Here is a 24,356-nt window from a genome sequence, read left to right as displayed (position 1 = left end):
CCCTTCGGGGATGGTGCGGTCGAAGTTGGGAGCGAGACTCATGGCTGCACCTTGGTCGCGGCGGCTGGGGTGCCGGCCGTAGCGGGCTTGGCGTATTCGGCCTTGAGATGACCATGCTCATCCAGCAGCCAGGCGTCGAGCACCTGCCGCGCGACGGGACCGGCCACGGCGCCACCCGATTCGCCGTTCTCGACCATCACCGCCACGGCGATCTGCGGATTTTCCACCGGGGCGAAGGCGACGAACAGGGCGTGGTCGCGGTGCCGCTCCTTGAGCGCCGCCGAGTTGTACTTTTCGTTCTGGCGGATGGCGACCACCTGGGCGGTACCACTCTTGCCGGCGAAGTGATACTGGGCACCAATGCTGAGTTTATGGGCGGTACCGCGCGGATTCTGCACCACCATCTCCATGCCATGGATGGCGCGATCCCAGTAGCTGTCGTCCTTGAGCACGATGTCGGGCATGGGATGGGTGTCCACCGGCGGCTGGCCATCCAGGGTCTTGGCCAGGTGCGGCCGGATCCATTTGCCATGGTTGGCGATCAGCGCCGTAACCTGGGCCAGTTGCAGCGGTGTCACCTGCATATAGCCCTGGCCGATGCCGAGGATCAGCGTCTCACCGGGGAACCAGGCCTGCCGGCGGGTGGCGCGCTTCCACTGGCGCGAGGGCATGAGGCCCGGCGCTTCCTCGAACATGTCCAGGGCCACCTTCTGCCCGAGCCCGAACTTGCCCATGTACTCCGAGAGTCGATCGATGCCGATCTTGTGGGCGAGGTCGTAGAAATAGGTGTCGTTGGATCTCATGAGCGCGGTATCCAGATCAACGTAACCGTCGCCGCCGTGGTTCCAGTTGCGGTACTTGTGATCGTAGTTGGGCAGCTCGTAGTAACCCGGATCGAAGATGCGCGCCTGGGGCGTGGTGGCGCCGCTGTCCAGCCCCGCGATGGCCACCGCCGGCTTGATGGTCGAGCCCGGCGGATAGAGACCGCGCAGCACCCGGTTGTAGAGCGGGCGATCGATGGAATCGCGCAGCGCGGAATATTCCTTGAAGCTGATGCCGGTGACGAAGGGATTGGGGTCGTAGCTGGGCTGGCTGACCATGGCCAGCACATCGCCGGTCTTGGGCTGGATGGCGACGATGGCACCGCGCCGGCCACCCAGGGCAGCTTCCGCCGCAGCCTGCAGCCGGGAGTCGATGGTGAGGACGATGTCCTTGCCGGGCTTGGGATCGGTGTGATTGAGCACCCGCAACACCCGACCGCGGGCGTTGGTCTCGACTTCCTCGTAACCCACTTCGCCGTGCAATTCGGGTTCGTAGAAACGCTCCACGCCGGTCTTGCCGATGTGGTGGGTGCCACTGTAGTTCACCGGATCCAGTCGCTTGAGTTCCTGCTCGTTGATCCGGCCGACATAGCCCACCGAGTGGGCGAAGTGCTCGCCCATGGGGTAGTGCCGCACCAGTTGCGCCGTCACCTCGACCCCGGGCAGGCGGAACTGGTTGACGGCGATCTTGGCGATCTGCTCCTCGGTCAGCTCGAACAGCACCGGCACCGGCTCGAAGGGACGCCGGCCCTGCTTCATGCGCTTCTCGAACAGCTCGCGGTCTTCCTCGGTCAGGCCCAGGACCTGTACCAGGGTGTCCAGCGTCTGGCGCCAGTTCTCGGCCCGCTCGCGGGTGATGGTCAGGCTGAAGCTGGGCCGGTTGTCGGCGACGATCAGGCCATTGCGGTCATAGATGAGGCCACGGGTCGGCGGAATCGGCTGCACGTGCACCCGGTTGTTTTCCGACAGGGTCGAGTGGTACTGGTACTGGATGACCTGCAGGTAGTACATGCGCGCCACCAGTACGCAGGCGAGCACGAGAAACAGCACCCCGCCGATCAGCACGCGGGTGCGGACGAGCTGGGCGTCTTTCTCGTGATCCTTGAGGCGTATGGGTTGCGACATCGCAGATACGGACTACTTGTGATACGGATGGCCGGCCAGCACGGTCCAGGCGCGATAGAGCTGCTCACCGACCAGGATGCGCACCAACGGATGCGGCAGGGTCAGGGGCGAGAGCGACCAGCGCTGCTCGCTCCGTGCCTGCACCTCGGGAGCGAGGCCCTCGGGGCCACCGACCATGAGGTTGACGGTACGGGCTTCCAGGCGCCACTGCTGGAGTGTTTCAGCCAGTTGCTCGGTGCTCCAGGGCTTGCCGGTGACCTCCAAGGTCACCACGCGCTCGCCCGGCTGCACCTTGGCCAGCATGGCCTCACCCTCCTGGCGGATCAGCCGGGCGACGTCGGCATTCTTGCCGCGGGTCTGTAGCGGGATCTCGACGAGTTCCAGCGGCAACTCCGGCGGCAAACGCTTGACGTACTCGTGCCAGCCCTCCTCGACCCAGCGCGGCATGCGCGAGCCGACAGCGATGAGACGCAGGCGCACCGGCCTTACTCGCCCTGAGCGGCGCGGCTCTGCTCGGCACCGCGCCAGAGGCGCTCGAGGTCGTAGAACTCGCGGGTGGTCGGCAGCATCACATGGACCACCACGTCGCCCAGGTCCAGCAGGGCCCACTCGCCGCCTTCCAGGCCTTCGCTGCCCAGCGGACGCACGCCCTGCTCCTTGACCTTTTCCAGCACGTTGTCGGCCAGCGACTTGACGTGACGGCTGGAGGTACCGCTGGCGATGACCATGATGTCGGTCACGCTGGTCTTCTCGCGTACGTCCAGGGAGATGATGTCCTGGGCCTTCATGTCTTCCAGGGCGGCGATGGCCACCTGGACGAGTTGTTCGCTTTGCATGGTGTAGCTCTTACCTCGGTTCAGGAGGACGCCGGATAGAGTCCGTGCGTCCGGATGTAATCAAGCACGGCATCGGGCACCAGGAAGCGGATGGACTTCCCGGTGGCCAAGAGGCCACGGATCTGGGTGGCGGACACCGCGAGCGGGTTCTGCCAGATAAAGGTGATCTGCCCGCCCGGCCCCTTCAGGGCCTGGGGATCGGGTTGACTGCGCGCCGCCAGGAAGTCACGCAATTCCTGGCAGGGCTCGCTGTCGGCATCGGGCCGTTGCAACACCAGGATGTGGCACAGCTCCAGCAACTCGCGCCAACGGTGCCAGCTCGGCAGACCGCAGAAGGCGTCCCAACCGAGCATGAGCAGCAGCTGCACCTCATCGCCAAGTTCGGCGCGCAGGCTTTCCAGGGTCTCTATGGTATAGGAGTGACGCGCCCGACGCAGTTCCCGGTCATCGACCACCAGCGGAGCGGTATCGGCGACCGCCAGCCGAACCATCGCCAGGCGATCCTCGGCACAGACGCTGGGCGCCTCGCGATGTGGCGGCCGGGCGCTGGGGATCAGGCGCAATTCGTCGAGCGCCAGGGCCTCGGCCACCTCCAGCGCAGCGCGCAGGTGGCCGATGTGTACGGGATCGAAGGTACCGCCGAACAGACCGATGCGGGTGGGCAGGCTGCTCATCAGCGACGGACGTGACCGTCGCCGAAGACCACGTACTTCTCGCTGGTCAGGCCTTCCAGCCCTACCGGGCCACGGGCGTGCAGCTTGTCGGTGGAGATGCCGATCTCGGCGCCGAGGCCGTATTCGAAACCGTCGGCGAAGCGGGTCGAGGCATTGACCATCACCGACGCCGAGTCGACCTCGGTGAGGAAGCGTCGGGCATCGCTGAAGTTCTCGGTGACGATCGCATCGGTGTGCTGCGAGCCATAGGCATTGATGTGCTCAATGGCCGCATCGAGGCCGTCGACCACCCGAATGGACAGGATCGGCGCGTTGTACTCGGTACGCCAATCCTCTTCGGTGGCGAGCAGGACGTCAGTGTCGAGCAACGCCCGGGTCCGTTCGCAACCGCGCAGTTCCACCTGTTTGTCGCGGTAGATGGCGGCCAGCGGCGGCAGCACCCGCTCGGCGATGGCGGCATGCACCAGCAGCGTCTCCATGGTGTTGCAGGGCGCGTAGCGCTGGGTCTTGGCGTTGTCGGCGATGCGGATGGCCTTGTCAAGGTCGGCGGCACGGTCGATGTAGACATGGCAGATGCCGTCCAGATGCTTGATCACCGGTACCCGGGCATCGCGGCTGATGCGTTCGATCAGGCTCTTGCCACCACGCGGCACGATGACGTCCACATATTCCGGCATGGTGATGAGTGCGCCAACAGCGGCCCGGTCGGTGGTCTCCACGACCTGAACCAGCTCGGCCGGCAGGTCGGCTTCGGCGAGGCCGGCCTGGATGCAGGCAGCGATGGCCTGGTTGGAATGGATGGCCTCGGAGCCGCCGCGCAGGATGGTGGCGTTGCCGGACTTCAGGCAGAGGCTGGCCGCATCAATGGTCACGTTGGGCCGCGACTCGTAGATGATGCCGATCACACCCAGCGGCACACGCATCTTGCCCAGCTGGATACCCGAGGGCACGTATCTCATGTCGCGGATCTCGCCGATGGGATCGGGCAGCGTCGCGACCTGGCGCAGGCCTTCGATCATGTCGTCGATGCGCTTGGGCGTCAGTGCCAGGCGATCGAGCATCGCCGGCTCCAGGCCGTTGGCCCGGGCGGCGCTCAGGTCCTGTTCGTTGGCAGCGCTCAACTCGGCGCGACGGGCGTCCAGAGCGGCGGCGGCGGCCAGCAGGGCATGGTTCTTCTGGGCGGTGCTGGCCCGCGCGGCAACCCGCGACGCGGCACGCGCTGCCTGGCCAAGACGGGTCATGTAGGCGGAGACGGACTCGGTCATGGTCGGCAGCCTGCGAAAGACGGTAGGAAAGCTGTGCAGTATAGCGTCGCCAGGCCCTGGGCGACCAGCGTCGAGGGCCCTGGAATATGGTATTGCGATTTCGATTCGGTTGACTCGCCACGGCCTGTCGGGAATCATCCGCCGCTAGATTTGCCGTTCAGCTTGCGTTCAGCTATTCCCAAGTAGCCGGAACCGTTCCAGCCCTGCGTCGATCGGGAGCTGCAGCGACGCCTAACAGCCTTCACGGAAAGAACCATGCCCAAGCACCTCACCTTGCCTCTCGGCCTGCTCGCCCTACTGATCCATGCCGAAGCCACCTGGGCTGCCGCTGCCGAGGTGACGCCGACCGCGGCCACCGTGCAGGCGCTGGAAGCCCAGCTGAAGAAGACGCCCCAAGACCCGGATGTACTGGGCAAGCTGGGCAGTGCACGCCTGGCGCAGAAGCGCTATGCCGAGGCCGAGCAACTGCTCACCCAGGCCGTCCAGAAAGGCGGCAAGACCTGGCAGCCGGCGTTGGACGAGGCGCGCTACCACCACCTGCTCGAACTCGCCCATGCGGCCGAGAACCAACGCGAACTGGACAAGGCACGCGACTTCAGCGTCGAGGCCATTCGCCTCAAGCCGGAAGCGGTCGAAGCGCAGCTGTTCCTCGCCGGTATCCAGAGCCAGAAACGCCAGTGGGATCTGGCGGAAGCCACCTATCGCCAGGTGCTGATGCGTGAGCCCGCCAACGTCGATGCCTACTACGGCCGCATCGCCGCGCTCAACGAGCTGGGGCGTACCGATGAAGCCCTGCAACTCACCAAGAATCTGCAGCCGAGCGCCCAGAACAAGATCAAGGGCCTGGATCGCCTGCGCGCCGGCCAAGCCATGCAGGAAGCCGATGCCGCCGAGGCACGCGGCGATCTGCAGGGTGCTTCGCGGCTGCTCGAACAGGCGCGCAAGGAATCGCCGGACGATCCCTGGCTGCGCCTCGCCCAGGCGCGCCTGGAAGTTCGCCAGGGTCGACCGCGCGCCGCGCGCGATCTGGTGGACAGCCTGGTCAAGGACGGCGCCCAGCGTCCCGAGGTGCTCTATGCCAGCGCCCTGCTCTCCAACGAGCTGGGTGAATATGAGCGTGCCATGCAGACCCTGATGCGCATTCCCCAGCCACAGCGTTCGCCGGACATGAATGCCCTGGCCGCGCGCATCACCTTCAATGAACAATTGGCCGAAACCGTGGCCCTGGCCAAGCAGGGTCGTCGCGAAGAAGCGCGCAGCCTGATGAAGCGCCTGGAAGCCCGTGCCGGCCGCAATCCCGACCTGATCGGCGATCTGGCCGAAGCCTTCGCCATCGCTGGCGATCCCGAGCACGGCCTGGCATTGCTCAAGCCGCTGATCTCCGGCGATACCCGGCCGACCCCCGGCATGCAGCTGCATTACGCCAGCATCCAGCTGCAAATGAACCAGGACCAGACCGTCGGCAACGTACTGCGCGACTTGCAGGGCGTGGTGCTCGACAGCAGCGAGAAGCAGCAGTACGACGATCTCCTGGCCCGCTACCGCATCCGCCAGGCCGACCGTCTCACCGACAAGGGTGAGCTGGCTGCCGCCTACGACACCCTGGCGCCGGCACTCAAGGCCCGCCCCGACGACAAGGCCGCCCAGGCAGCCCTGGCGCGCATGTACCTGGCCAGCGGCGACACCCAGAAGGCCCGCCAGCTCTACCGCGACGTTCTGAGCGACCAGCCCAGGGATGCCGAACTCTATCTGGGTGCGGCCGAGATCGCCGCCAAGTCGCAGGACAGCGTCACCGCGCGCCAGTACCTGGATCAGGCGGTCAAGCTGGGCCAGAGCGATCCACTGGTGCTGCGTCGCGCCGCCCTGCTCTACCGCGACATCGGCATGGCCGGCACCGCTACCAGCCTGCTGGAGCAGGTGGTCCAGGTGGAGCGCCAGGACCGCGAGTCCGCCGCCCGCGCTGCCGGTGCCAGCGACAACCCCTTCGCCGCCCTGCCTGGGCAGCGCCGCAGCGATGACGCCCTGGCCACCGTCCCTGCCGCCGTGGACGGCGGTGGTGGTCGTGCCGATTACGCCTGGAGCGATCCGCTGCAACCGCAGAAGGCCGCCAACAACCCGTTCAACGACCTGTCCGTGGTGCCCACCAGCAGCCTGTCGAGCAGCCTGGCCACCGAGCAGATCCTCGGCCAGTTGCAGCGTGAGCGCAGCATTCGCATCACCCAGGGTCTGAACGTGCGCAGCTACGATCCCACGGGCAGCTCACGACAGACCACCGTCAGCGCACCGCTGGAGATCTCCTTCCCGGCGGGCGACCAGCGCCTGGCCGTGCGCGTCACGCCGACCCGGATCAACGACAGCAGCAGCGATGGCAGCCAGAAGGAAAACGGCGTGGCGGCGTCCATCGCCGTGGAAGACGCCGGGCGCGGCCTCAAGGGCGACATCGGCGTCTCGCCGGTGGGCCTGAGATACAGCACGGTAGTGGGTGGTGCCACCCTGGAGCGGCCGCTGAGCAGTCTGAGCGAGAACCTGCTCTATGCCCTGAGCGTGTCGCGGCGGTCGGTAACCGACTCCCTGGCCTCCTATGGCGGCATCCGCGATCCGCGTACCGGCCAGGAGTGGGGCGGCGTGACCGCCAATGGCGGCCTGGCGCGCCTGCGCTATGACGACGGTCGCTACGGTTCCTACATCTATGGCGCGGCCCACCGCCTGACCGGCCATGACGTCAAGGACAACGATCGCTTCGAGATCGGCACCGGCGTCTACTACTACCTGCGCAACGGTCCGGACAGTCTGTTCACCGTCGGCCTCTCCGCCACGGCGATCGGCTACGACAACAACCAGAACCACCTCACCTATGGCCATGGCGGCTATTTCAGCCCGCAGCGCTACTTCGCCATCGGCGTGCCGCTGGTATGGTCGCAACGTGGCGACCTCTGGGCCTATCAGGTGCAAGGCCTGCTGGGTGTGCAGACCATTCGCCAGGACGCTGCGGATCGCTATCCCGAGGATGCCGCGCTGCAAGCGGCGGCGGAAGCGGCCGGCGAAGGTCAATACGGCGGCAAGAGCAAGACCAGCGTGGCCTACGGCCTCTCGGCCAAGGGCGAATACCGCCTCAACGGCCAGTTCGCCCTGGGTGGTCAACTGGGCATGGACAACGCCCAGGACGAGCGCGACGTCAACGGCAACGTCTATCTGCGCTACTTCTTCGAAGAGCAGGAAGGACGCCCGCAACTCTTGCGCCCGCAACCCTATCGGTCGCGCAACGAGGAATAAGGACCAAGGCCCGCATCTGCGGGCCTTGTCTTATCGGCTACCAGCCACTCGACCTGACCGCTCGTCCTAGCGTTCGTCGCTCTCTTGACCGCCCCTACCCGTGTCAACGCCTTTCGTCCATGCGAACCGAAGCGGGCCGTTGACGATTTCTTCATGTCGTCTAACGATCACCCAATCCAGCAAAGGCTCTGGCCCGCACCTTCGGCACGCTGGACAAGTTCTTGAATAAACAAATTTTATTAGTACGTCACGGATCCGTCGTGACACCATTCACAATTATGACGCCATGATGGCAGATAGCCATAAATTTGGCGCCAAACCCCCTGCCATCATCCTTTCGACCCACCGGAATCCTGCCATGGGCCGTTCCCTAGACATCGCCAACTTGTTCCACGCCTTTGGCGGCGATCCACATCGCTACCGTGAGTTCGAGCTGCCCGAATCCATGCCCGGGTCGCTCCCGCCACCTACGCCGAATCAGGCCGGGGAGCTGCCAGCTCTTGTCGCCCCGGACGTCGGGAGGGCCTCTGCGCCAGCCATTTCCACCGGTTCCTCGGGCCAGAGTCTGGAACAGTCAGGCGCGTACGTCGCCGAGCACGCGGTTGTTGCCTTGAACCAAGCATTGAGTCGGGCGCAGTTGTCCCTGTCGGCCTCCGTGCTGGCAGTAACGTCGGCCAAAGGCGGCACCGGTAAAACGGTGGTCGCCGCCGGGTTGGCGCAGAGGCTGGCAGAGCGAGGGCAAAAGGTATTGCTGGTAGAGCTCGATGCGCAGAACGTGCTGACCGCCCTGCTGCAGCCGCAGATGAATGCCGCGATGGAGGCCGTTCCACTGCCCCTGGCGAGTTGCCTGCCCGTAACGGAACAGCTACGAATGCTGCCCTTCGGCAACCTCAGCGAGAGGGACCTGCAAGCCCTCGAACACTCGCTGCAGGTGGATACAAACTGGCTGGCGCAACGTCTAGCGACCTTGGACGTCTCGGCCGATACCTGGGTGATCCTCGACTGTCCGACAGGCTCGACGCCTATCGGCCGCCAAGCGCTGGCCATGGCTACCCAAGTGCTGGGCGTAACCACGGCGGATACGGCCGGCCACGCCAGCATCGCGCGTCTCGACCATCAGCTGCAACGTTACGCTGGTCATGCCCACTGCACCTACCTGCTCAATCGTGTAGATCCAGCACGCCCGCTGACCACAGATATCGCCACGCTGGTGGCCCGTTCTTGTGGCAACCGCCTACTCGGCATACTGCCGGAGAGTACGGCGCTGGAGCAGGCGCTGGCAGCGGGGCAGGGCCTGTTAGGCCTGCAGGATGACTGGACGAACGCTCTTGACGAACTAGCCGAGACACTACTGGCGGACACCGCCGCGCTCGAGCTCCGTCATGAGCGGCCTTTACCATGAGTTTTCTTGATCGTTTGGACCAGATCCGTCAGCGGCAACAGATGCCTGATTCCATCCCCGCCCCGCAGGCGCACCCGATTCCACGCTGGATTCAGGTGCTCGGCTGCCTTGCCTTGATGCTGTTCGCCGCGCTGCTGGTAAGCGTCCCCATGGGCCTGGAAGAGCAGACGTTCTTCGCAGTCGTCTGTTTCGGGTTCGCTCTGCTGCTGCGCCGGCTGCCCGGACGCCTGCCGGTGATCATGCTGATCGCGCTGTCGCTGCTGGCCTCTCTGCGCTACCTGTACTGGCGCCTGACCGCCACCCTGGGCTTCGAGACACCCTTGGAGATGGTCCTCGGTTACGGCCTGGTGGCCGCCGAGTTATATGCATTGACGGTGCTGATATTCGGTTATGTGCAGACGATCTGGCCGTTGCGCCGTGCGCCGGCTCCCCTACCGGAAGATCCTGCCGAATGGCCGACGGTGGATGTCTTCATTCCCACCTACAACGAAGCCTTGAGCATCGTTAAGTTGTCGATCCTGGCGGCCCAGGCCATCGATTGGCCGCGCGACAAGCTGCGGGTGCATGTACTGGACGATGGTCGCCGGGAGGACTTCCGCCACTTCTGCGCAACGGCAGGTGTCTCCTACCTGGTGCGGGAGAACAACGAGCATGCCAAGGCCGGCAATCTCAATGCCGCGCTCAAGGTCACCGATGGCGAGTACGTTGCCATCTTCGATGCCGACCACGTGCCGACACGGTCCTTTCTACAGATCTCCATGGGCTGGTTCCTTAAGGATGCCAAGCTGGCCATGCTGCAGACGCCGCACTTCTTCTTCTCGCCCGATCCCTTCGAGAAGAACCTCAATACCTTCCGCACCGTGCCCAACGAAGGCGAGTTGTTCTACGGCCTGGTGCAGGACGGCAACGACCTATGGAACGCCACCTTTTTCTGCGGCTCCTGTGCGGTGATCCGTCGCTCGATGTTGCTGGAGATCGGTGGAGTGGCCACCGAGACGGTGACCGAGGACGCGCATACCGCGCTCAAGCTCAATCGGCTCGGCTACAACACCGCCTACTTGAACATTCCCCAGGCCGCTGGGCTCGCTACCGAGAGTCTTTCACGGCACATCGCCCAGCGCATCCGCTGGGCGCGTGGTATGGCGCAGATCTTCCGGCTGGACAATCCATTTCTAGGAAAGGGGCTCGCCTTCGGTCAGCGGCTCTGCTACCTGAACGCCATGCTGCATTTCTTCTACGGCCTGCCGCGCCTGGTATTCCTTACCGCGCCCCTGGCCTACCTGTTGTTCAGCGCCCAGATATTCCACGCCTCGGCGCTGCTGATCACCTGCTACGTGTTGCCCCATGTGCTGCACTCGAACCTCACCAACTCGCGCATCCAGGGCCAGTTCCGCCATTCCTTCTGGAACGAGGTGTATGAGACGGTGCTGGCTTGGTACATCCTGCGCCCCACCCTGCTGGCACTGATCAACCCGCGCCTAGGCAAGTTCAACGTGACCGACAAGGGCGGCATCATCGCCGAGGACTATTTCGACTGGGAGTTGGCCCGTCCCTACATCTTGCTGTTGCTACTCAATCTGGTCGGCCTCACGGTCGGCATCGGTCGCCTATTTCTAGGTGACCCAGAAACGCTGACCACGGTCGCCATCAACCTGGCCTGGACGCTCTACAACGTGGTGATCGTCAGTGCCGCGGTGGCGGTGGCGAGTGAGACGCGCCAGGTACGGGCCGAACCGAGAGTGGCTGCGACCCTACCAGCAGGACTCGTGCTCGCCGACGGTAGCCATTTGAGCTGCACCACCCTGGACTTCTCCCAAAGCGGGATCGGCCTGCAACTACCTGAAGGCAGCCAGGTAGCCCAAGGCTCGCAGGTACACATCGAACTCAAGCGCAAGGATCAAATCCGCCGGTTCCCGGCTACCGTGGTCTTCAGCCGGGGAAATGCCGTGGGTACTCGCTTCGCGGACCTCAGCGTGACCGAGCAGCGTGAACTCGTCCGGATGACCTTTTCGCGTGCCGATCTCTGGGCCGAGGCCTGGGGTAAGCGTAAACCGGACTCTTTGCCGAGCTCGCTACGCGAGGTCGCTCAGATCGGCCTGCACGGCATCAACGAACTCAATCGCAATGCCTGGCGCGCGGTGGCAAGCCGCCGTGACCAGACGTCCTCCTCCTCCTGACATGGATGTTCCAAGCGTGCACAACCCTCTTCCCTCCTCTTCGCGTCCGGCCTGGGCCTTTTCACTGCTGGTCCTGGCGTTGTCCGTCTGTACCGCCCTACCGACCCAGGCCGCGCAGACGACGGACCCCGTCGTCGCTGCGCCGGAGATGACCGCAGCGACCACTGTGGGCGAGGCTTACACCTACACGCTCAAGCAGCTGGGCGCGCGCTATCCGATGAGCCTGCGTGGTGTGGACGGTAGCGACAGCGTGCGCTTCGGCATCCGTAGTGACGAGGTGGTGACCAGCGCGCGCCTGAGTCTGGAATACAGCTATTCACCCGCGCTATTACCGGACCTCTCGCAGATCAACGTGCTGGTCAACGACGAAGTGGCTGCCAGCCTGCCGGTTCCCAAAGAAAATGCCGGCAAGCTGCTGCAGACCACCCTCGACATCCCGCCGCGCCTGATCACCGACGTCAACCGCCTGACCTTGCAACTGATCGGCCACTACACCATGCAGTGCGAAGACCCCCTGCACTCGAGTCTCTGGGCCAAGATCGGCACTGGTAGCGAACTGCAGCTCCAGGTCACCCGCATCGTGCTCGACAATGACCTGGCCACCTTGCCACGGCCATTCTTCGACTACCGCGACGCCCGCCCGCTGGTGCTGCCCTTTGTCATTCCCGACCCGAACAATACCGCCTTGGAAGCCGCCGGTAACGTTGCGGCCTGGTTCGGTGCCCTGTCCGGCTCCCGTGGCGCTCGCTTCCCGACGGTCACCGATGGCCTGCCGGACAAGGGTAATGCCGTGGTTCTGCTGGACAGCCCGGCAGCCGCCGAGCGACTTGGCCTGACCCTTACCGCCAAGACGGGTCCCACCCTCGCTATCCTCACCAACCCGCACGATCCGAATGGCAAGCTGCTGGTATTGGCCGGTCGCGATGGTGCTGAGCTCAAGCGCGCAGCTCAGGGCCTTACGCTGGGGAACCAGGCGCTATCCGGTGCCCGAGTGACCCTTGATCGTCTGGACACGCTGGTCCCGCGTCGTCCCTACGATGCCCCCAACTGGCTACCCAGCGACCGACCGGTGAAATTGGGCGAGCTGACCGAACTCAAGAACCTCGGCTCCTCGGGCTACAATCCCGGCAACCTCACGGTGCCACTGCGCCTGCCGCCAGACCTCTTCCTCTGGCAGGACCAGGGCGCTCCGCTCGATCTCAAGTACCGCTACACACCGCAACCGGTCTCCACCAACTCCTCACTGCTGGTGTCCATCGACGATCGCTTCCTCAAGTCCCTGTCGCTGCCTTCGCGCGAGCATCTGGACAGCGGCCTGCTGGCCACCCTGAAGAGCGACGACGATGGCCTGCCGCGCGAAACCCAGATACGGGTACCACTGGACGGCGTGTCCGCCCAGGCGCCACTGCAGTTCCGTTTCATGTACGACTACATCAAACAGGGCGAATGCCGCGACGTCATCATCGACAATATGAGGGGTACCATAGAGCCGGAGTCCACCCTGGACCTCAGTGGCTACCACCACTTCATCGCCATGCCCAATCTGGGCGTGTTCAAGGACAGCGGCTTTCCCTTCACCCGCATGGCCGATTTGTCCGAAACGGCGGTAGTGCTGGACGAAAAGCCGTCGACGGGCGAACTGGGTGCCTACCTGACCCTGCTCGGTCGCTTCGGCGCCGCCACCGGCTATCCCGCACCCGGTGTCGCCCTCGTCCGGGGTGCCCAACTGGATAACGTCGCCCAGCGCGATCTGTTGGTGCTGACCACGGGCAGTTCACCGCTGCTGCAGCAATGGGCATCCAGCTTGCCCGCCGCGCTGGACGGTAGCAGCCGACGTTTCGAATTCTCCGATCTGGCGCTACGGGTGCGCAACTGGCTGAGCCCCGACCCACGCGACAACCTCCGCAAGGCGCGCACCGCACTGGGCTTTAACGGCGGTGGCAGTAGCGCCTATGTCGCCGGCTTCGAGTCGCCTCTGAGCAAGGGTCGCAGCGTAGTGCTGTTCGCCGCCACCGATGCCGCGCCGCTGGAAAAGGTCACCTCCGACCTGGCTCAGAGCGCGATTTACACCCAGGATCTGCAAGGCAGCCTGGCGGTGATCAAGAACGAGCGGATCGATGCCCTGGTCGCCGACCAGACCTATTATGTCGGCCACCTGGGCCCGCTACTCTATTTGCGCTGGCTGTTGGCCGGTCATCCGCTGCTGATGCTGTTGGCCACCGCCCTGGCCGTGGGCCTGCTCGCTACCCCGGTCTTTCTGGCTCTGCGTGCCCGTGCACGCCGCCGGCTGCAAGGCTGAGGCCCTCCCATGCGTAGACGCCTCGCCCAGGTCGCCCTCATGATGGCGCTGCTGGTCCAGAGCACGGTGGCGGCGACCTGCGAGCGGCCTGTTTGGCCGCAGTGGCAGAGATTTTCGGCCACGACCATTCAGGCCGATGGCCGGGTGTTGGAATCCAGCCTCAAGGCCAACCACAGCACCTCCGAAGGCCAGGCCTACGCCCTCTTCTTCGCCTTGGTGGCCAATGAGCCGGAGACCTTCGCGCGCCTTTGGCAATGGAGCAAGAGCAATCTCGCCCAGGGTGATCTTGGTAAGCATCTGCCGGCCTGGCTCTGGGGCCAGGGCAGCGATGGACGCTGGGGGATCCAGGATGCCAACTCAGCGAGCGATGCCGACCTCTGGTTTGCCTATAGTCTCCTGGAGGCGGCTCGCCTCTGGCGAATGCCTGCCTACGCCGAGGATGCTCGAGCCCTGCTCGTCCGTATCCGCAGCGACGAGATGGTGGAGTTGCCCGGCCTTGGTCCCACCTTGCTACCCGGTCCCCAGGGATTCGCGCTGCCTGAGCATCTCTGGCGACTGAATCTCAGCTACCTGCCACCCTTCATACTAAGGCGCCTCGCCCTTGAAGAGCCCAAGGGCCCCTGGACGACGTTGCCAGGGCAGGTGCTGACCCTGCTGCAACGCCATAATCCGCATCACCTGGCCGCCGACTGGACCGGCTACCGAGGAACGGCACCCGACCGAGGTCTGGTGGTAGACGATCCGCAGGGGCCGGCGCAAGGCAGCTACGATGCTATCCGCGTCTACCTCTGGGCCGGCCTCACCGACGCGGGCGACCCCCTCGCCAAGCCGCTGCTGGCCGCGCTGGACGGGATGACCCAGGCCACCGCAACGCTGGGCGTCCCCCCGGAGCGGATCGATATGCGCAGCGGGCTGACCCAGGGCACCGGCCCGGTGGGCTTCTCCGCGGCCTTGATACCCTTCTTGCGCCAGCAGGGCGACCTTTGGCTGGCGGAGGCCCAGCAGCAGCGCATGGAGGCCGCGCTCGCCAGCGACCAGCCACTGCGCTACTACGACCAGATGCTCGGTCTGTTCGGCCTCGGCTGGAGCGCCGGCCATTATCGCTTCGCGGCCGACGGGCGCCTGCAACCTTCATGGAAGACCTCATGCACAAGCACCTCCCCCTGACGCTCAGCCTGCTGGCCGCGCTCATCCAGGCTCCTGTCTCCGCCGACACCGCCAATACGGCCCGCCTGCTTATCGAGCAAGGACGTTTCTGGCAGCAGCACGACAAACCCGAACGCGCCCGCGAGGCATGGCAAAAGCTGCTGGAGCTCGACGACCGCAACCCAGAAGCCCTCTATGGCCTGGGTAGCCTGGCGTTGGTCGCTAAGCGGCCGGTAGAGGCGCAACGCTATCTCGCGCGGTTGCAGGCACTCAGCCCCCCACCCTTGCAGGCCGCATTGCTCGCTCAGGACATCCATGTGGCCAGCGGCGACAATCCGGCCCTGCGCGAGGGCGCTCGTCGCCAGGCCGACGGTGGCGACCGCCCCAAGGCGGTCGCCCTCTATCGCCAGTTGTTCGCCGGCCAGCAGCCCCAGGGCCTGCTGGCACGCGAGTACTACAACACCCTGGCCTTTGTCGACGGCGGCTGGCCGGAAGCTCAGGCCGGCTTCCAGCGACTGCTGCGCGAATATCCCAACGATCCCATTCTCGCTCTGTTCTATGCCAAGCAGCTGGTACGCCGCGATGACACCAGGCCGGAGGGTATCCGCCGGCTGGCCGCCCTGACCCAGCGCGAGGAAATCGCTGGTGACGCCGACGAGAGCTGGCGGCTGGCCCTGACCTGGATGGGCGCGCCGGACACCCCAGCCAAGGTCTCTCTGTTCGAAGACTTTCTCAAGGCTCATCCCGGCGATACGGAGATTCGTGCGCTACTGACCAAAGGCCGTGCCCAAAGCAGCAAGGCGGCTGATCCTTGGCGAGCCGATCCGCTGGTCGGACGCGGTCTCGAAGCCCTGCGCAAGGGGGACCAGCGCACCGCCGAGCAGGCCTTCCAGGAACGGCTGAAGCGGGTACCCAAGGATCCCGATGCCCTGGGTGGCCTGGGTGTGCTCCGGCAGCAGCAGCACCGTCTGGACGACGCCGAGCGGTTGCTCATCCAGGCGGTAGCCCAACCCAAGGGCCGCTCCTGGCAACAGGCGCTGGACAGACTCCGGTACGAACAGTTGCTGGCTCGAGCACGCAGCGCCCAGAACGGTGGCGACCTGAACACGGCTCACCGCCTGATCGAGCAAGCCTTACGGCTGGACCCCAAGTCAACGGCCGGACAACTGGCTCTGGCCGATCTGCAAGCACGCAGCGGCAACCTGAGTGCCGCCGAAGCTGGCTATCGCCAGTTGCTCGCCCGTAATGCCAATGATCTCGGCGCCCGGCGCGGCCTGATCGGTCTGCTCGGCCAGACCGGACGCAGCGATGAAGCCCTGCGTCTGGCAGATAGCCTGCCGCGTGGCACCCAAGCGGAGCTACCGGGGCTGGGCCAGATGCGCGCCACCGTCGCCCGCGAGCGGGCGACGGTGCTGCGTGCGCGAGGCGATCTGGCTGGCGCCCGGGCGGCGCTGCAGGAAGCGCTCCACGAGTCCCCCGACGATCCCTGGATCACCCTGGACCTGGCCCGCCTCGATGTCGCCCAAGGCCAGGCCAAGCAAGGCCAGAACCAGCTGGACAGCCTGCTGCAACGCCACCCGACCCAACCCGACGTGCTCTTCGTTGGCGCCCTGTTCGCCAGTGAGCAGGGCGATACCTCGCGCGCCCAGGCGCTGCTGGCGCGTATTCCCACCGACCGCCAGAGTCCCGAAATTCAGGCCCTGGCCCGGCGCCTGGCCCTGGATGAGCAATTGGCCGCCGCCCTGGCACTCGCCAAGCGCGGTCAGCGCGAAGCCGCCCGCGCCCGGCTCCAGGCCCTGGAAGCCCAGGCGGCCGGCCAACCCGCGTTGCTGCGGACCCTGGCCGGTGGCTATGCAGAACTGGATGACAGCACCCACGCCCTGGCGCTGCTACGCCCCCTGGTGGCCGCCGCCCCGGCGACCGATGTCGACCTGCGGCTGCAGTACGCCGGGGTCCTCTTGCAACAGGGTGACGATCGCGAAGCCTACGCCCTGCTGGACGAACTGGGCGCCGCCCGGCTGACGCCCGCCCAGCGCGACCGCTACGACGAGCTGTCCCGCCGCTATCGCATCCGCCAGACCGACGCCCTGCGCGAGCGCGGCCGGTTGGCGGAGGCCTATGACGTCCTGGCCCCGGCGCTCGCCCAGCGACCCAAGGATCCGCAAGTCAACGCGGCCCTGGCACGGCTGTACCTGGCCCATGGCGACGCCACCAAGGCCGTCGATCTCTATCGTCCCCTGATCAAACTCTGGCCCGATGACGTCCAACTGCAATTGGACGCCGCCGACGCCGCCATAGCGGCCCAGGATCCTGTCTTTGCCGAAGGCGCCATCGCCCGAGCGGTGACTCTGGCACCGGACGATGCCAGGGTACTGACCCGCGCCGCCGAGCTCTATTCCCGACTGGGCCGCGACGGCAAGGCGACCGAATTGCTGACCAAGGTGGTCGCCGCCGAGCAGCGCGACCGTGCCCTGGTCGCCAGCGCCGCACCGGTCAACCCTCTCGCGTCCAACGGTCGCTCGCTCAGCGCCCTGGCCCCTGAGAATGCCCCCTTACCACCGCCAGTCGGTGAACCCACCCGTCAGGCAAGGCTGCTGGGCACCACCCTGCCGGAACCTTTCAGCACCACAAAGTCGACCCCGGGTGCTGCGCCTTACCAGCCGCAGCCAGTCAGCCAGGCACCGACGGACAACCCCTTCGCCGCCGTACCCGCGCGGGTGAAGGCTGATTCCCGCACCGGCATGAGCGCCGCCGAGCGTGCCCTGGCCGATATCCAACAAAGCCGCAGCGCCACCATCACCCAGGGCCTCTCGGTGCGGAGCAACAACAGCGAATCCGGGCTGGGCAAGCTCACCGCCGTCGAAGCGCCCCTGGAGATCGCCGTGCCGGTAGGCGACGACCGCCTGGCCGTGCGAGTGACCCCGGTGAGCCTCGACGCCGGCAAGGTAGCCCCAGGCGCCGCGGATCGCTTCGGCGGTGGTCCGGTCGCCAGCATCGCGGGTGGCGACCCCGGCAGCCAAAAGGCCAGCGGCACCGGGATCGCGGTGGCCTACAGCCAGCCCAGCAGCGGCCTCAAGGCGGATGCCGGCACCACGCCGCTGGGCTTCCGCGAGGCCACCATGGTGGGTGGGGTCAGCCTGGAGCGACCGCTGGGCGACAGCGAGCACGCCCACTATACCCTGTCGGCGTCGCGCCGCGCGGTGATCGACAGCCTGACCGCCTTCGCCGGCAGCCGCGATGCCCGTACCGGCCAGGAATGGGGCGGCGTCACCGCCAATGGCGTGCGGGGCCAGCTCAGCTACGACGACGGCAATGTGGGCGCCTATGCCTACGCGTCCTGGTTCCGCCTGCTGGGCAATAAGGTCGAGGACAACGACCGCGCCGAATTCGGTGGCGGCACCTATCGCTACCTGGTCAACGGTAGCGACGCCCAGCTCACCCTGGGCCTGTCGCTGACCGCACTGGGCTATGCCAACAACCAGAACTTCTTCACCTACGGTCACGGTGGCTATTTCAGCCCGCAACGCTTCTTCGCCCTGGGTGTGCCGCTGACCTGGTCCCAGCGCGGCGACCGCTGGACCTATCAGTTGCGCGGCACCCTCGGGGTACAGCACTTCCAGCAGGACGCCGCCGACTACTACCCCACCGATGCCGCCGCCCAGGCCGCGGCCAGCCAGGCGCTGGGCAGCGCGGCCCGCTACGCCGGCCAGAGCAAGACCGGCCTGGGCTACAGCCTGGCCGCGGCCGGCGAGTATCGCCTGAACCCGGACTTCCACCTGGGCGGCGAACTGGGCCTGGACAACGCCCGCGACTATCGCCAGGTCAACGGCAGTCTCTACCTGCGCTACTACTTCGAGCCCCAGGACCGACCACTGGCACTGCCGGTCAGTCCCTATCGCTCACCTTATTCCAACTGATCCGAGGTCATCCCCATGCCCGCTTCCGCCCTTGCCGGCCTGTCCCTTCTCGTTCTCGGCGAAAGCCACATGAGCCTGGCCGACCACCTGGTCGAGCCGCTCAACGCCGCCCTGGTGCAACAGGGCGCCAAGGTGCATTCCATCGGCGCCTGCGGCGCCAGCGCCGCCGACTGGCTGACCACCAAGAAGGTCGACTGCGGCGCCGAGCAGCGGGACAACGGCAAGCTGGTGATCAAGGGCCGCGATGCCACCACCACGCCGATCAAGGAACTGATCGCCGCCGACAAGCCCAACCTGGTGGTGCTGGTGATCGGCGACACCATGGCCTCCTACGACAAGCCCTCCTTTCCCAAGGCCTGGGCCTGGCAGAGCGTCACCGCCCTGACCAAGGAAATCGCCGCCACCGGCACCAAGTGCGTCTGGGTCGGCCCGGCCTGGGGCAAGGCGGGCGGCCAGTACGGCAAGAACGATCCGCGCACCGAGCTGATGTCCAAGTTCCTCGCCAGCAACGTCGCCCCCTGCACCTACGTCGACTCCCTGACCTTCTCCAAGCCCGGCCAGTGGATCACCACCGACGGCCAGCACTTCACCGTGGCCGGCTACAAGGCCTGGGGCAACGCCATCGCCACGGCCTTGGCCAAGCTGCCGCCCGCCGAACTGGGAGCCAAATGATGAAGGCTCTGTTCCTGCTGGCAGGCCTGGGCGCCACCGCCTTGGCCCAAGCCGCCGACATCCCGCTGTACCCCACCGGCCCGAGCGAAGACTCGGCCTTCCTCAGATTCGTCAACGCCGGCAGCGAGCCGCTGGCACTGCAAGCGGCCGGTTCCGCCGCACGCCTGCAGCTGGACGCCGCCAAGCCGGTCTCGAGCTACCTGACCGTACCGGCCGCCAAGGCCATCAAGGGTGAACTCCAGCGCGGCGCTGCCAGCGCCCCGCTGGAACTGTCCGTCGCCGCCGGTGAATTCGCCACCCTGGTGGTGCTGCCCGGTACGCCGCTGGTGCAGCGCGTGGTGCGCGAGCAGCCGGACGACTTCAATGCGCTCAAGGCCTCGCTGGCCTTCTACAGCCTGGACCCCAAATGTGCGACCCCGGGCCTGCAAGCCGCCGGGCGCAATGCCGAGATCTTCAAGGACGTGGCCGATGGCACCCTGCAAAGACGCAGCCTCAACGCCGTGGCGCTCAAGGTGCAGCTGACCTGCGCCGGCAAGGCCGAGGGCGAGCCGCTGGACCTGGGCGAACTCAAGGCCGGCGAGCGCTACAGCGTACTGCTGCTGCCCGGCGCCAGCGGTCCGCGCCTGCTCACCACCCAGGACAGCGTCGCCCGCTAAGGAAAGCTTCGCGATGGTCTTCGCTTCGCTGGAATTCCTCACCCTCTTCCTGCCGGTGTTCCTGCTGGTCTACGCCCTGGCGCGACCCGGCGGGCGCAACGGCGTGCTGCTGGTGGGCAGTTGGCTGTTCTATGGCTGGCTGAGTCCGCTGTTCCTGCTGCTGCACATGGCCATGGGGCTGCTGGCCTGGGTCGGTGGATTGCTGGTGGACCGCGCGCGCGAAGGCTCGAAGACCCGCTTGCGGGTGCTCGCAGGATTGATCGTGATCAACCTGGCGGTGCTCTGCTGGTACAAGTACGCCAACATCGTCGCCGCCACCTGGAGCCAGGCGCTGGTGGCCGCCGGCGCCCTGCCGTTGGACTGGCAGAAGGTGGCGCTGCCGGCGGGGCTGTCCTTCGTCGTGCTGCAGGCCATCTCCTACCTGGTGGACGTCCATCGTCGCGTGGTGCCAGTGGAGCGCAGCTTCGTCAACTACGCCACCTACATCTCCATGTTCGGCCACTCCATCGCCGGGCCGATCATCCGCTACGACTGGGTGCGCCGCGAGCTTAACCAGCGCTGGTTCAATCGCGAGAACTTCGCCCTCGGTGCCCGGCGCTTCATGATCGGCCTGTGCATGAAGGTGCTGGTGGCCGACACCCTGTCCCCCCTGGTGGACGTCGCCTTCCACCTCGACCAGCCGTCCTTCCTCGACGCCTGGATCGGTTGCCTGGCCTATTCGCTGCAGCTGTTCTTCGACTTTGCTGGCTACAGCGCCATGGCCATCGGCCTGGGCCTGATGCTGGGCTTCCACTTCCCGGAAAACTTCAACCGCCCCTATCTCGCCCGCAGCATCCAGGATTTCTGGCGGCGCTGGCACCTGTCGCTGTCCAGCTGGCTACGCGACTATCTCTACATCTCCCTGGGCGGCAACCGCGGCGGCCGCTGGCGCACCTATCGCAACCTCTTCCTGACCATGGCCATCGCCGGCCTCTGGCACGGCGGCGACAGCTGGAACTACCTGCTCTGGGGCATGCTGCACGGCCTGGCGCTGTGCCTGGACCGCCTATGGGACGAACTCGGCGGCCGGCCGTTGCCGCGCCCCCTGGCCCACGGCCTGACCCTGCTGTTCGTGGCCCTGGCCTGGACCCTGTTCCGCGCGCCGGATTTCTCGACGGCACTGTCGATGTACGCCGGTCAGTTCGGCCTGCACGGTTTCGCCCTGGGCGATGCCCTGGCCGTCACCCTGAGACCCGCCCATGGCCTGGCCGCCCTGCTGGGCGTGGCCTGCGTCATCGCCCCGCTGTGGCAGCCGCGCATCGAGCAGCGGCTGCCCAGCAGTGCCCTGTTGCGCGGCCTGGGCGCCGCCTGGCCGGTGGCCGGCTTCCTGCTCTGCTTCGGGTTGATCGCCAGCCGCGAAGCCGTGCCCTTCCTCTATTTCCAGTTCTGAGGTCGTCGTCATGAGCGCACCCGCCCTGCCGCCCTCACCCGCTCCGCAGCCGCCCAGCGTCACCCAGGTGCGCCTGGCGCCCCTGGCCGGCCTGGTCTTCGCCCTGTTCCTGGCGCTCGGCCTCGGCTCTTGCGCCTGGGCCCTGCTGACCGACCGCCTCTCGCTCTGGCCGGAGCGGCTGGACCGTCACGCCCTGCTCGAAGGCGAACTCACCCACCACGTCGCCAAGGAACTGGCCAAGGCGCCGCTGCCCGAAGCCGCCGCGCGCCTGGAGCGCGGCCTGAGCTGGCTGCTGTTCGGCGATACCGGGCCACGGGTGCGCCAGGGTTGTCCCGGCTGGCTGTTCCTCGCCGAAGAACTGGAAGTCCATCGTCAGGCCACCGCCAATGCCCGGGCGCGAGCCCAGACCGTGATCGAGCTGCAGCGCGAGCTGGCCGCTCGGCACATCCGCCTGCTGGTCGCCGTGGTGCCGGACAAGAGCCGCATCGCCGCCGACCAACTGTGCGGCCTGCGGCGCCCGGCCGCCTTCGCCAACCGCACCGGCGACTGGACCCGGCTGCTCAGCGCAGCCGGCGTGCCGGTCGTCGACCTCATCCCGGTCCTTACCCCCCTGGGTAGTGGCGCCTTCCTGCGGACCGATACCCACTGGAACGAAGCGGGCGCCGATGCCGCCGCGCGTGCCCTGGCCGCCCGTATCCGCAGCCTGCCCTTCCAGGCCACCCCGGCCCGCGAATTCACCCGCACGTTGCTGCCGCCGGCAGCACGTCCAGGCGATCTGGTACGCCTGGCCGGCCTGGATTGGCTGCCCCTGCGCCAGCAACCCACGCCCGAGATACTGGCGCTCACCCAGGTCGACAGCCACGCGGCCGCCGGGACGAGCGACGACCTGTTCGGCGACGGCGACCTGCCCAACCTCGCGCTGATCGGCACCTCCTTCTCGCGCAACTCCAACTTCCTGCCCTTCCTGGAGCAGGCGCTAGGGGCCAGTGTCGGTCGCTTCGCCAAGGACGGTGGGCATTTCGCCGGTGCGGCACGCGACTATTTCGCCAGCAAGGCCTTCCGACAAACCCCGCCACAGTTATTGGTCTGGGAAATCCCGGAGCGCGATTTACAATCGCCCGGCCCCGAGGCCTTACGCCTCGATCCGCGTCCTTGAGGCAACCAAGGCTTTCTCCATGGGTCTGAGGACGCATCCCCGGACCCAGGAAGCCTCTAGATGACGGAACTGCTCGACGGCCTGACCCAGTGGATCAACCAGCATCATCAGTGGTTGGGCACGGCCATCTTCATCATCTCCTTTCTCGAATGCCTGGCCCTGGCCGGCCTGGTGGTGCCCGGTACGGTGGTGCTCTTCGCCGTGGCCATCGCCGCCGGCAACGGTGCGCTCGATCTGTTCGACACCCTGTTGCTGGGCTTCCTCGGCGGCATCCTCGGCGATGCGGTCTCCTATTTCATCGGTCGGCGCTTCCACGAGGGCATCCGCCGCCTGCCGGGCTTGCGCAACCATCCGGAATGGATAGGTTCGGCCGAAGGCTTCATTCACCGCTACGGCGTCGCCAGCCTGCTGGTCGGCCGCTTCATCGGCCCGCTGCGCCCGTTGCTGCCGCTGATCGCCGGCATGCTCGACATGCCCCTGGTGAAATTCATCAGCGTCAGCCTGGTGGCGGCCGCTGGCTGGTCCATCGCCTATCTCGGTCCGGGCTGGGTGACCGGCGCCGCCTTCCGCCTGCCGCTTCCGGAGGGCTTCTGGCAGCAGGCCGGTATCGTCCTGGGAAGCGTCGCGGTACTGGTGGCGGTCATCAGCCATGGCACCTGGCGGGAACGCGCCGGTACCACCCTGCTCAGCGGTGCCCTCTGCCTGGCCGGTCTGCTGGCGCTGCTGTTCGGTTGGCACCACCTGCGTGCCTTCGACGAAGGCCTGATGACCCTGATCCAGGAGCACCGCGAGACCTGGCTCAATGGCGTCGCCGTGGTCATCACCCGCATGGGCGACTTCCGTACCCAGCTGATCGTCGCGGCGGTGCTGATCCTGGTGCTGGCCGCCTTCCGCCAGTGGCGGCCGCTGCTGTTCGCCCTGGGCACCACCCTGGGTACCGCGCTCGCCAATGGCCAATTGAAAAATCTGCTGGCCCGGGCGCGGCCGGACGTCCTCGCCGAGCCCTTGACCACCTACAGCCTGCCCAGCGGCCACAGCTCGGCCTCCTTCGCCTTCTTCCTGACCCTGGGCATCCTGGCCGGGCGCCGCTATGGGCCGCGCGGCCGCCTCGCCTGGCTGGTGATCGCCGCCCTGCCGGCGGTGCTCATCGCCCTCAGCCGCGTCTACCTGGGCGTGCACTGGCCGACCGACATCCTGGCCGGCGCCCTGCTCGCCGGCGGCTTCTGTGGCCTGAGCCTGGCGCTGTTGCAGAAGACCGGCGGCAATCGCCTCGAACCGGTGCCGACGCGGACCTGGATGGTGCTGCTGCCATTGATCCTGTTGGTCTTCACCTTCGCCGCCGGCTGGGCCTTGCCGGAGGCCATCGAACGCTACGCACCACGCGCTTGATGGGATGGCGAACCAAAAAATCGCCTGGAGCGATTTTTGACGTCGGCTCCGCCGACGGCCCGTAGGGTGGCAAGCCAGGGACGGCTGGCCGCAAAAAATATCGTCGCGGTCCTGCAGTT

General features: G+C 66.5%; 16 protein-coding genes. 11 read left to right on the top strand and 5 right to left on the bottom strand.

The window, feature by feature from the left end; all coding sequences use genetic code 11:
• Nucleotides 1-38: 38 nt before the first annotated feature.
• Genes mrdA through CCZ28_RS22145 form a run of 5 tightly spaced genes read right to left on the bottom strand, consistent with a single transcriptional unit; the run spans nt 39 to nt 4,721 of the window.
• The gene (mrdA, locus tag CCZ28_RS22165; RefSeq protein WP_140220900.1) at nt 39-1,946 is read right to left on the bottom strand and encodes a penicillin-binding protein 2; all 1,908 of its coding nucleotides are present in this window, start codon (nt 1,944-1,946) and stop codon (nt 39-41) included.
• 12 nt (nt 1,947-1,958) lie between these two features.
• Entirely contained in the window at nt 1,959-2,426 is a 468-nt protein-coding gene (gene rlmH / locus CCZ28_RS22160; RefSeq protein WP_007159668.1) for a 23S rRNA (pseudouridine(1915)-N(3))-methyltransferase RlmH, read from the bottom strand.
• A gap of 5 nt (nt 2,427-2,431) precedes the next feature.
• Nucleotides 2,432-2,782, bottom strand: a complete 351-nt coding sequence (gene rsfS / locus CCZ28_RS22155) for a ribosome silencing factor (RefSeq protein ID WP_058762171.1) — start codon at nt 2,780-2,782, stop codon at nt 2,432-2,434.
• A 20-nt stretch (nt 2,783-2,802) separates the two neighbouring features.
• On the bottom strand, nt 2,803-3,456 hold the full coding sequence (nadD, locus tag CCZ28_RS22150; protein ID WP_140220899.1) for a nicotinate-nucleotide adenylyltransferase: 654 nt from the start codon (nt 3,454-3,456) through the stop codon (nt 2,803-2,805).
• Nucleotides 3,456-4,721, bottom strand: coding sequence for a glutamate-5-semialdehyde dehydrogenase (locus CCZ28_RS22145; RefSeq protein ID WP_140220898.1), 1,266 nt, complete (start codon nt 4,719-4,721; stop codon nt 3,456-3,458). Before CCZ28_RS22145 ends, nadD begins: the two co-directional genes overlap by 1 nt.
• A gap of 255 nt (nt 4,722-4,976) precedes the next feature.
• Between CCZ28_RS22145 and CCZ28_RS22140 the strand changes: the two genes are divergently transcribed.
• The 11 genes from CCZ28_RS22140 to CCZ28_RS22090 all read left to right on the top strand — a co-directional run bounded on the left by CCZ28_RS22140 (nt 4,977) and on the right by CCZ28_RS22090 (nt 24,237).
• On the top strand, nt 4,977-7,994 hold the full coding sequence (locus tag CCZ28_RS22140; RefSeq protein ID WP_140220897.1) for a cellulose biosynthesis protein BcsC: 3,018 nt from the start codon (nt 4,977-4,979) through the stop codon (nt 7,992-7,994).
• Nucleotides 7,995-8,352: 358 nt separating this feature from the next.
• A complete protein-coding gene (locus tag CCZ28_RS22135) occupies nt 8,353-9,396 on the top strand; it encodes a cellulose synthase operon protein YhjQ/BcsQ (RefSeq protein ID WP_167509271.1) in 1,044 nt (347 codons plus the stop codon).
• A 41-nt stretch (nt 9,397-9,437) separates the two neighbouring features.
• Complete coding sequence (gene bcsA, locus CCZ28_RS22130) at nt 9,438-11,573, top strand: UDP-forming cellulose synthase catalytic subunit (RefSeq protein WP_437179238.1); 2,136 nt, start codon at nt 9,438-9,440, stop codon at nt 11,571-11,573.
• Nucleotide 11,574: 1 nt separating this feature from the next.
• Entirely contained in the window at nt 11,575-13,872 is a 2,298-nt protein-coding gene (gene bcsB, locus CCZ28_RS22125) for a cellulose biosynthesis cyclic di-GMP-binding regulatory protein BcsB (RefSeq protein WP_140220894.1), read from the top strand.
• A gap of 9 nt (nt 13,873-13,881) precedes the next feature.
• On the top strand, nt 13,882-15,039 hold the full coding sequence (gene bcsZ / locus CCZ28_RS22120) for a cellulose synthase complex periplasmic endoglucanase BcsZ (RefSeq protein ID WP_140220893.1): 1,158 nt from the start codon (nt 13,882-13,884) through the stop codon (nt 15,037-15,039).
• Nucleotides 15,018-18,935: a cellulose biosynthesis protein BcsC gene (locus CCZ28_RS22115; RefSeq protein ID WP_140220892.1), complete on the top strand. Its 3,918-nt coding sequence runs from the start codon at nt 15,018-15,020 to the stop codon at nt 18,933-18,935. The genes bcsZ and CCZ28_RS22115 overlap by 22 nt, the downstream gene beginning before the upstream one ends.
• A gap of 15 nt (nt 18,936-18,950) precedes the next feature.
• Nucleotides 18,951-19,607, top strand: coding sequence for an SGNH/GDSL hydrolase family protein (locus tag CCZ28_RS22110; RefSeq protein WP_140220891.1), 657 nt, complete (start codon nt 18,951-18,953; stop codon nt 19,605-19,607).
• Nucleotides 19,607-20,263, top strand: coding sequence for an alginate O-acetyltransferase AlgF (locus tag CCZ28_RS22105; RefSeq protein ID WP_140220890.1), 657 nt, complete (start codon nt 19,607-19,609; stop codon nt 20,261-20,263). Before CCZ28_RS22110 ends, CCZ28_RS22105 begins: the two co-directional genes overlap by 1 nt.
• Before the next feature lie 13 nt (nt 20,264-20,276).
• The gene (locus CCZ28_RS22100) at nt 20,277-21,692 is read left to right on the top strand and encodes an MBOAT family O-acyltransferase (protein WP_140220889.1); all 1,416 of its coding nucleotides are present in this window, start codon (nt 20,277-20,279) and stop codon (nt 21,690-21,692) included.
• 10 nt (nt 21,693-21,702) lie between these two features.
• Nucleotides 21,703-22,848, top strand: a complete 1,146-nt coding sequence (locus CCZ28_RS22095) for an alginate O-acetyltransferase AlgX-related protein (RefSeq protein ID WP_140220888.1) — start codon at nt 21,703-21,705, stop codon at nt 22,846-22,848.
• A gap of 60 nt (nt 22,849-22,908) precedes the next feature.
• The gene (locus CCZ28_RS22090; RefSeq protein WP_140220887.1) at nt 22,909-24,237 is read left to right on the top strand and encodes a bifunctional DedA family/phosphatase PAP2 family protein; all 1,329 of its coding nucleotides are present in this window, start codon (nt 22,909-22,911) and stop codon (nt 24,235-24,237) included.
• Nucleotides 24,238-24,356: the final 119 nt, after the last annotated feature.

It is taken from the genome of Pseudomonas oryzihabitans (assembly GCF_006384975.1).
GTDB lineage: Bacteria > Pseudomonadota > Gammaproteobacteria > Pseudomonadales > Pseudomonadaceae > Chryseomonas > Chryseomonas psychrotolerans_B.
Note: the sequence above shows the minus strand (reverse complement) of the source record. Positions and strands in the feature narration are given on the sequence as shown.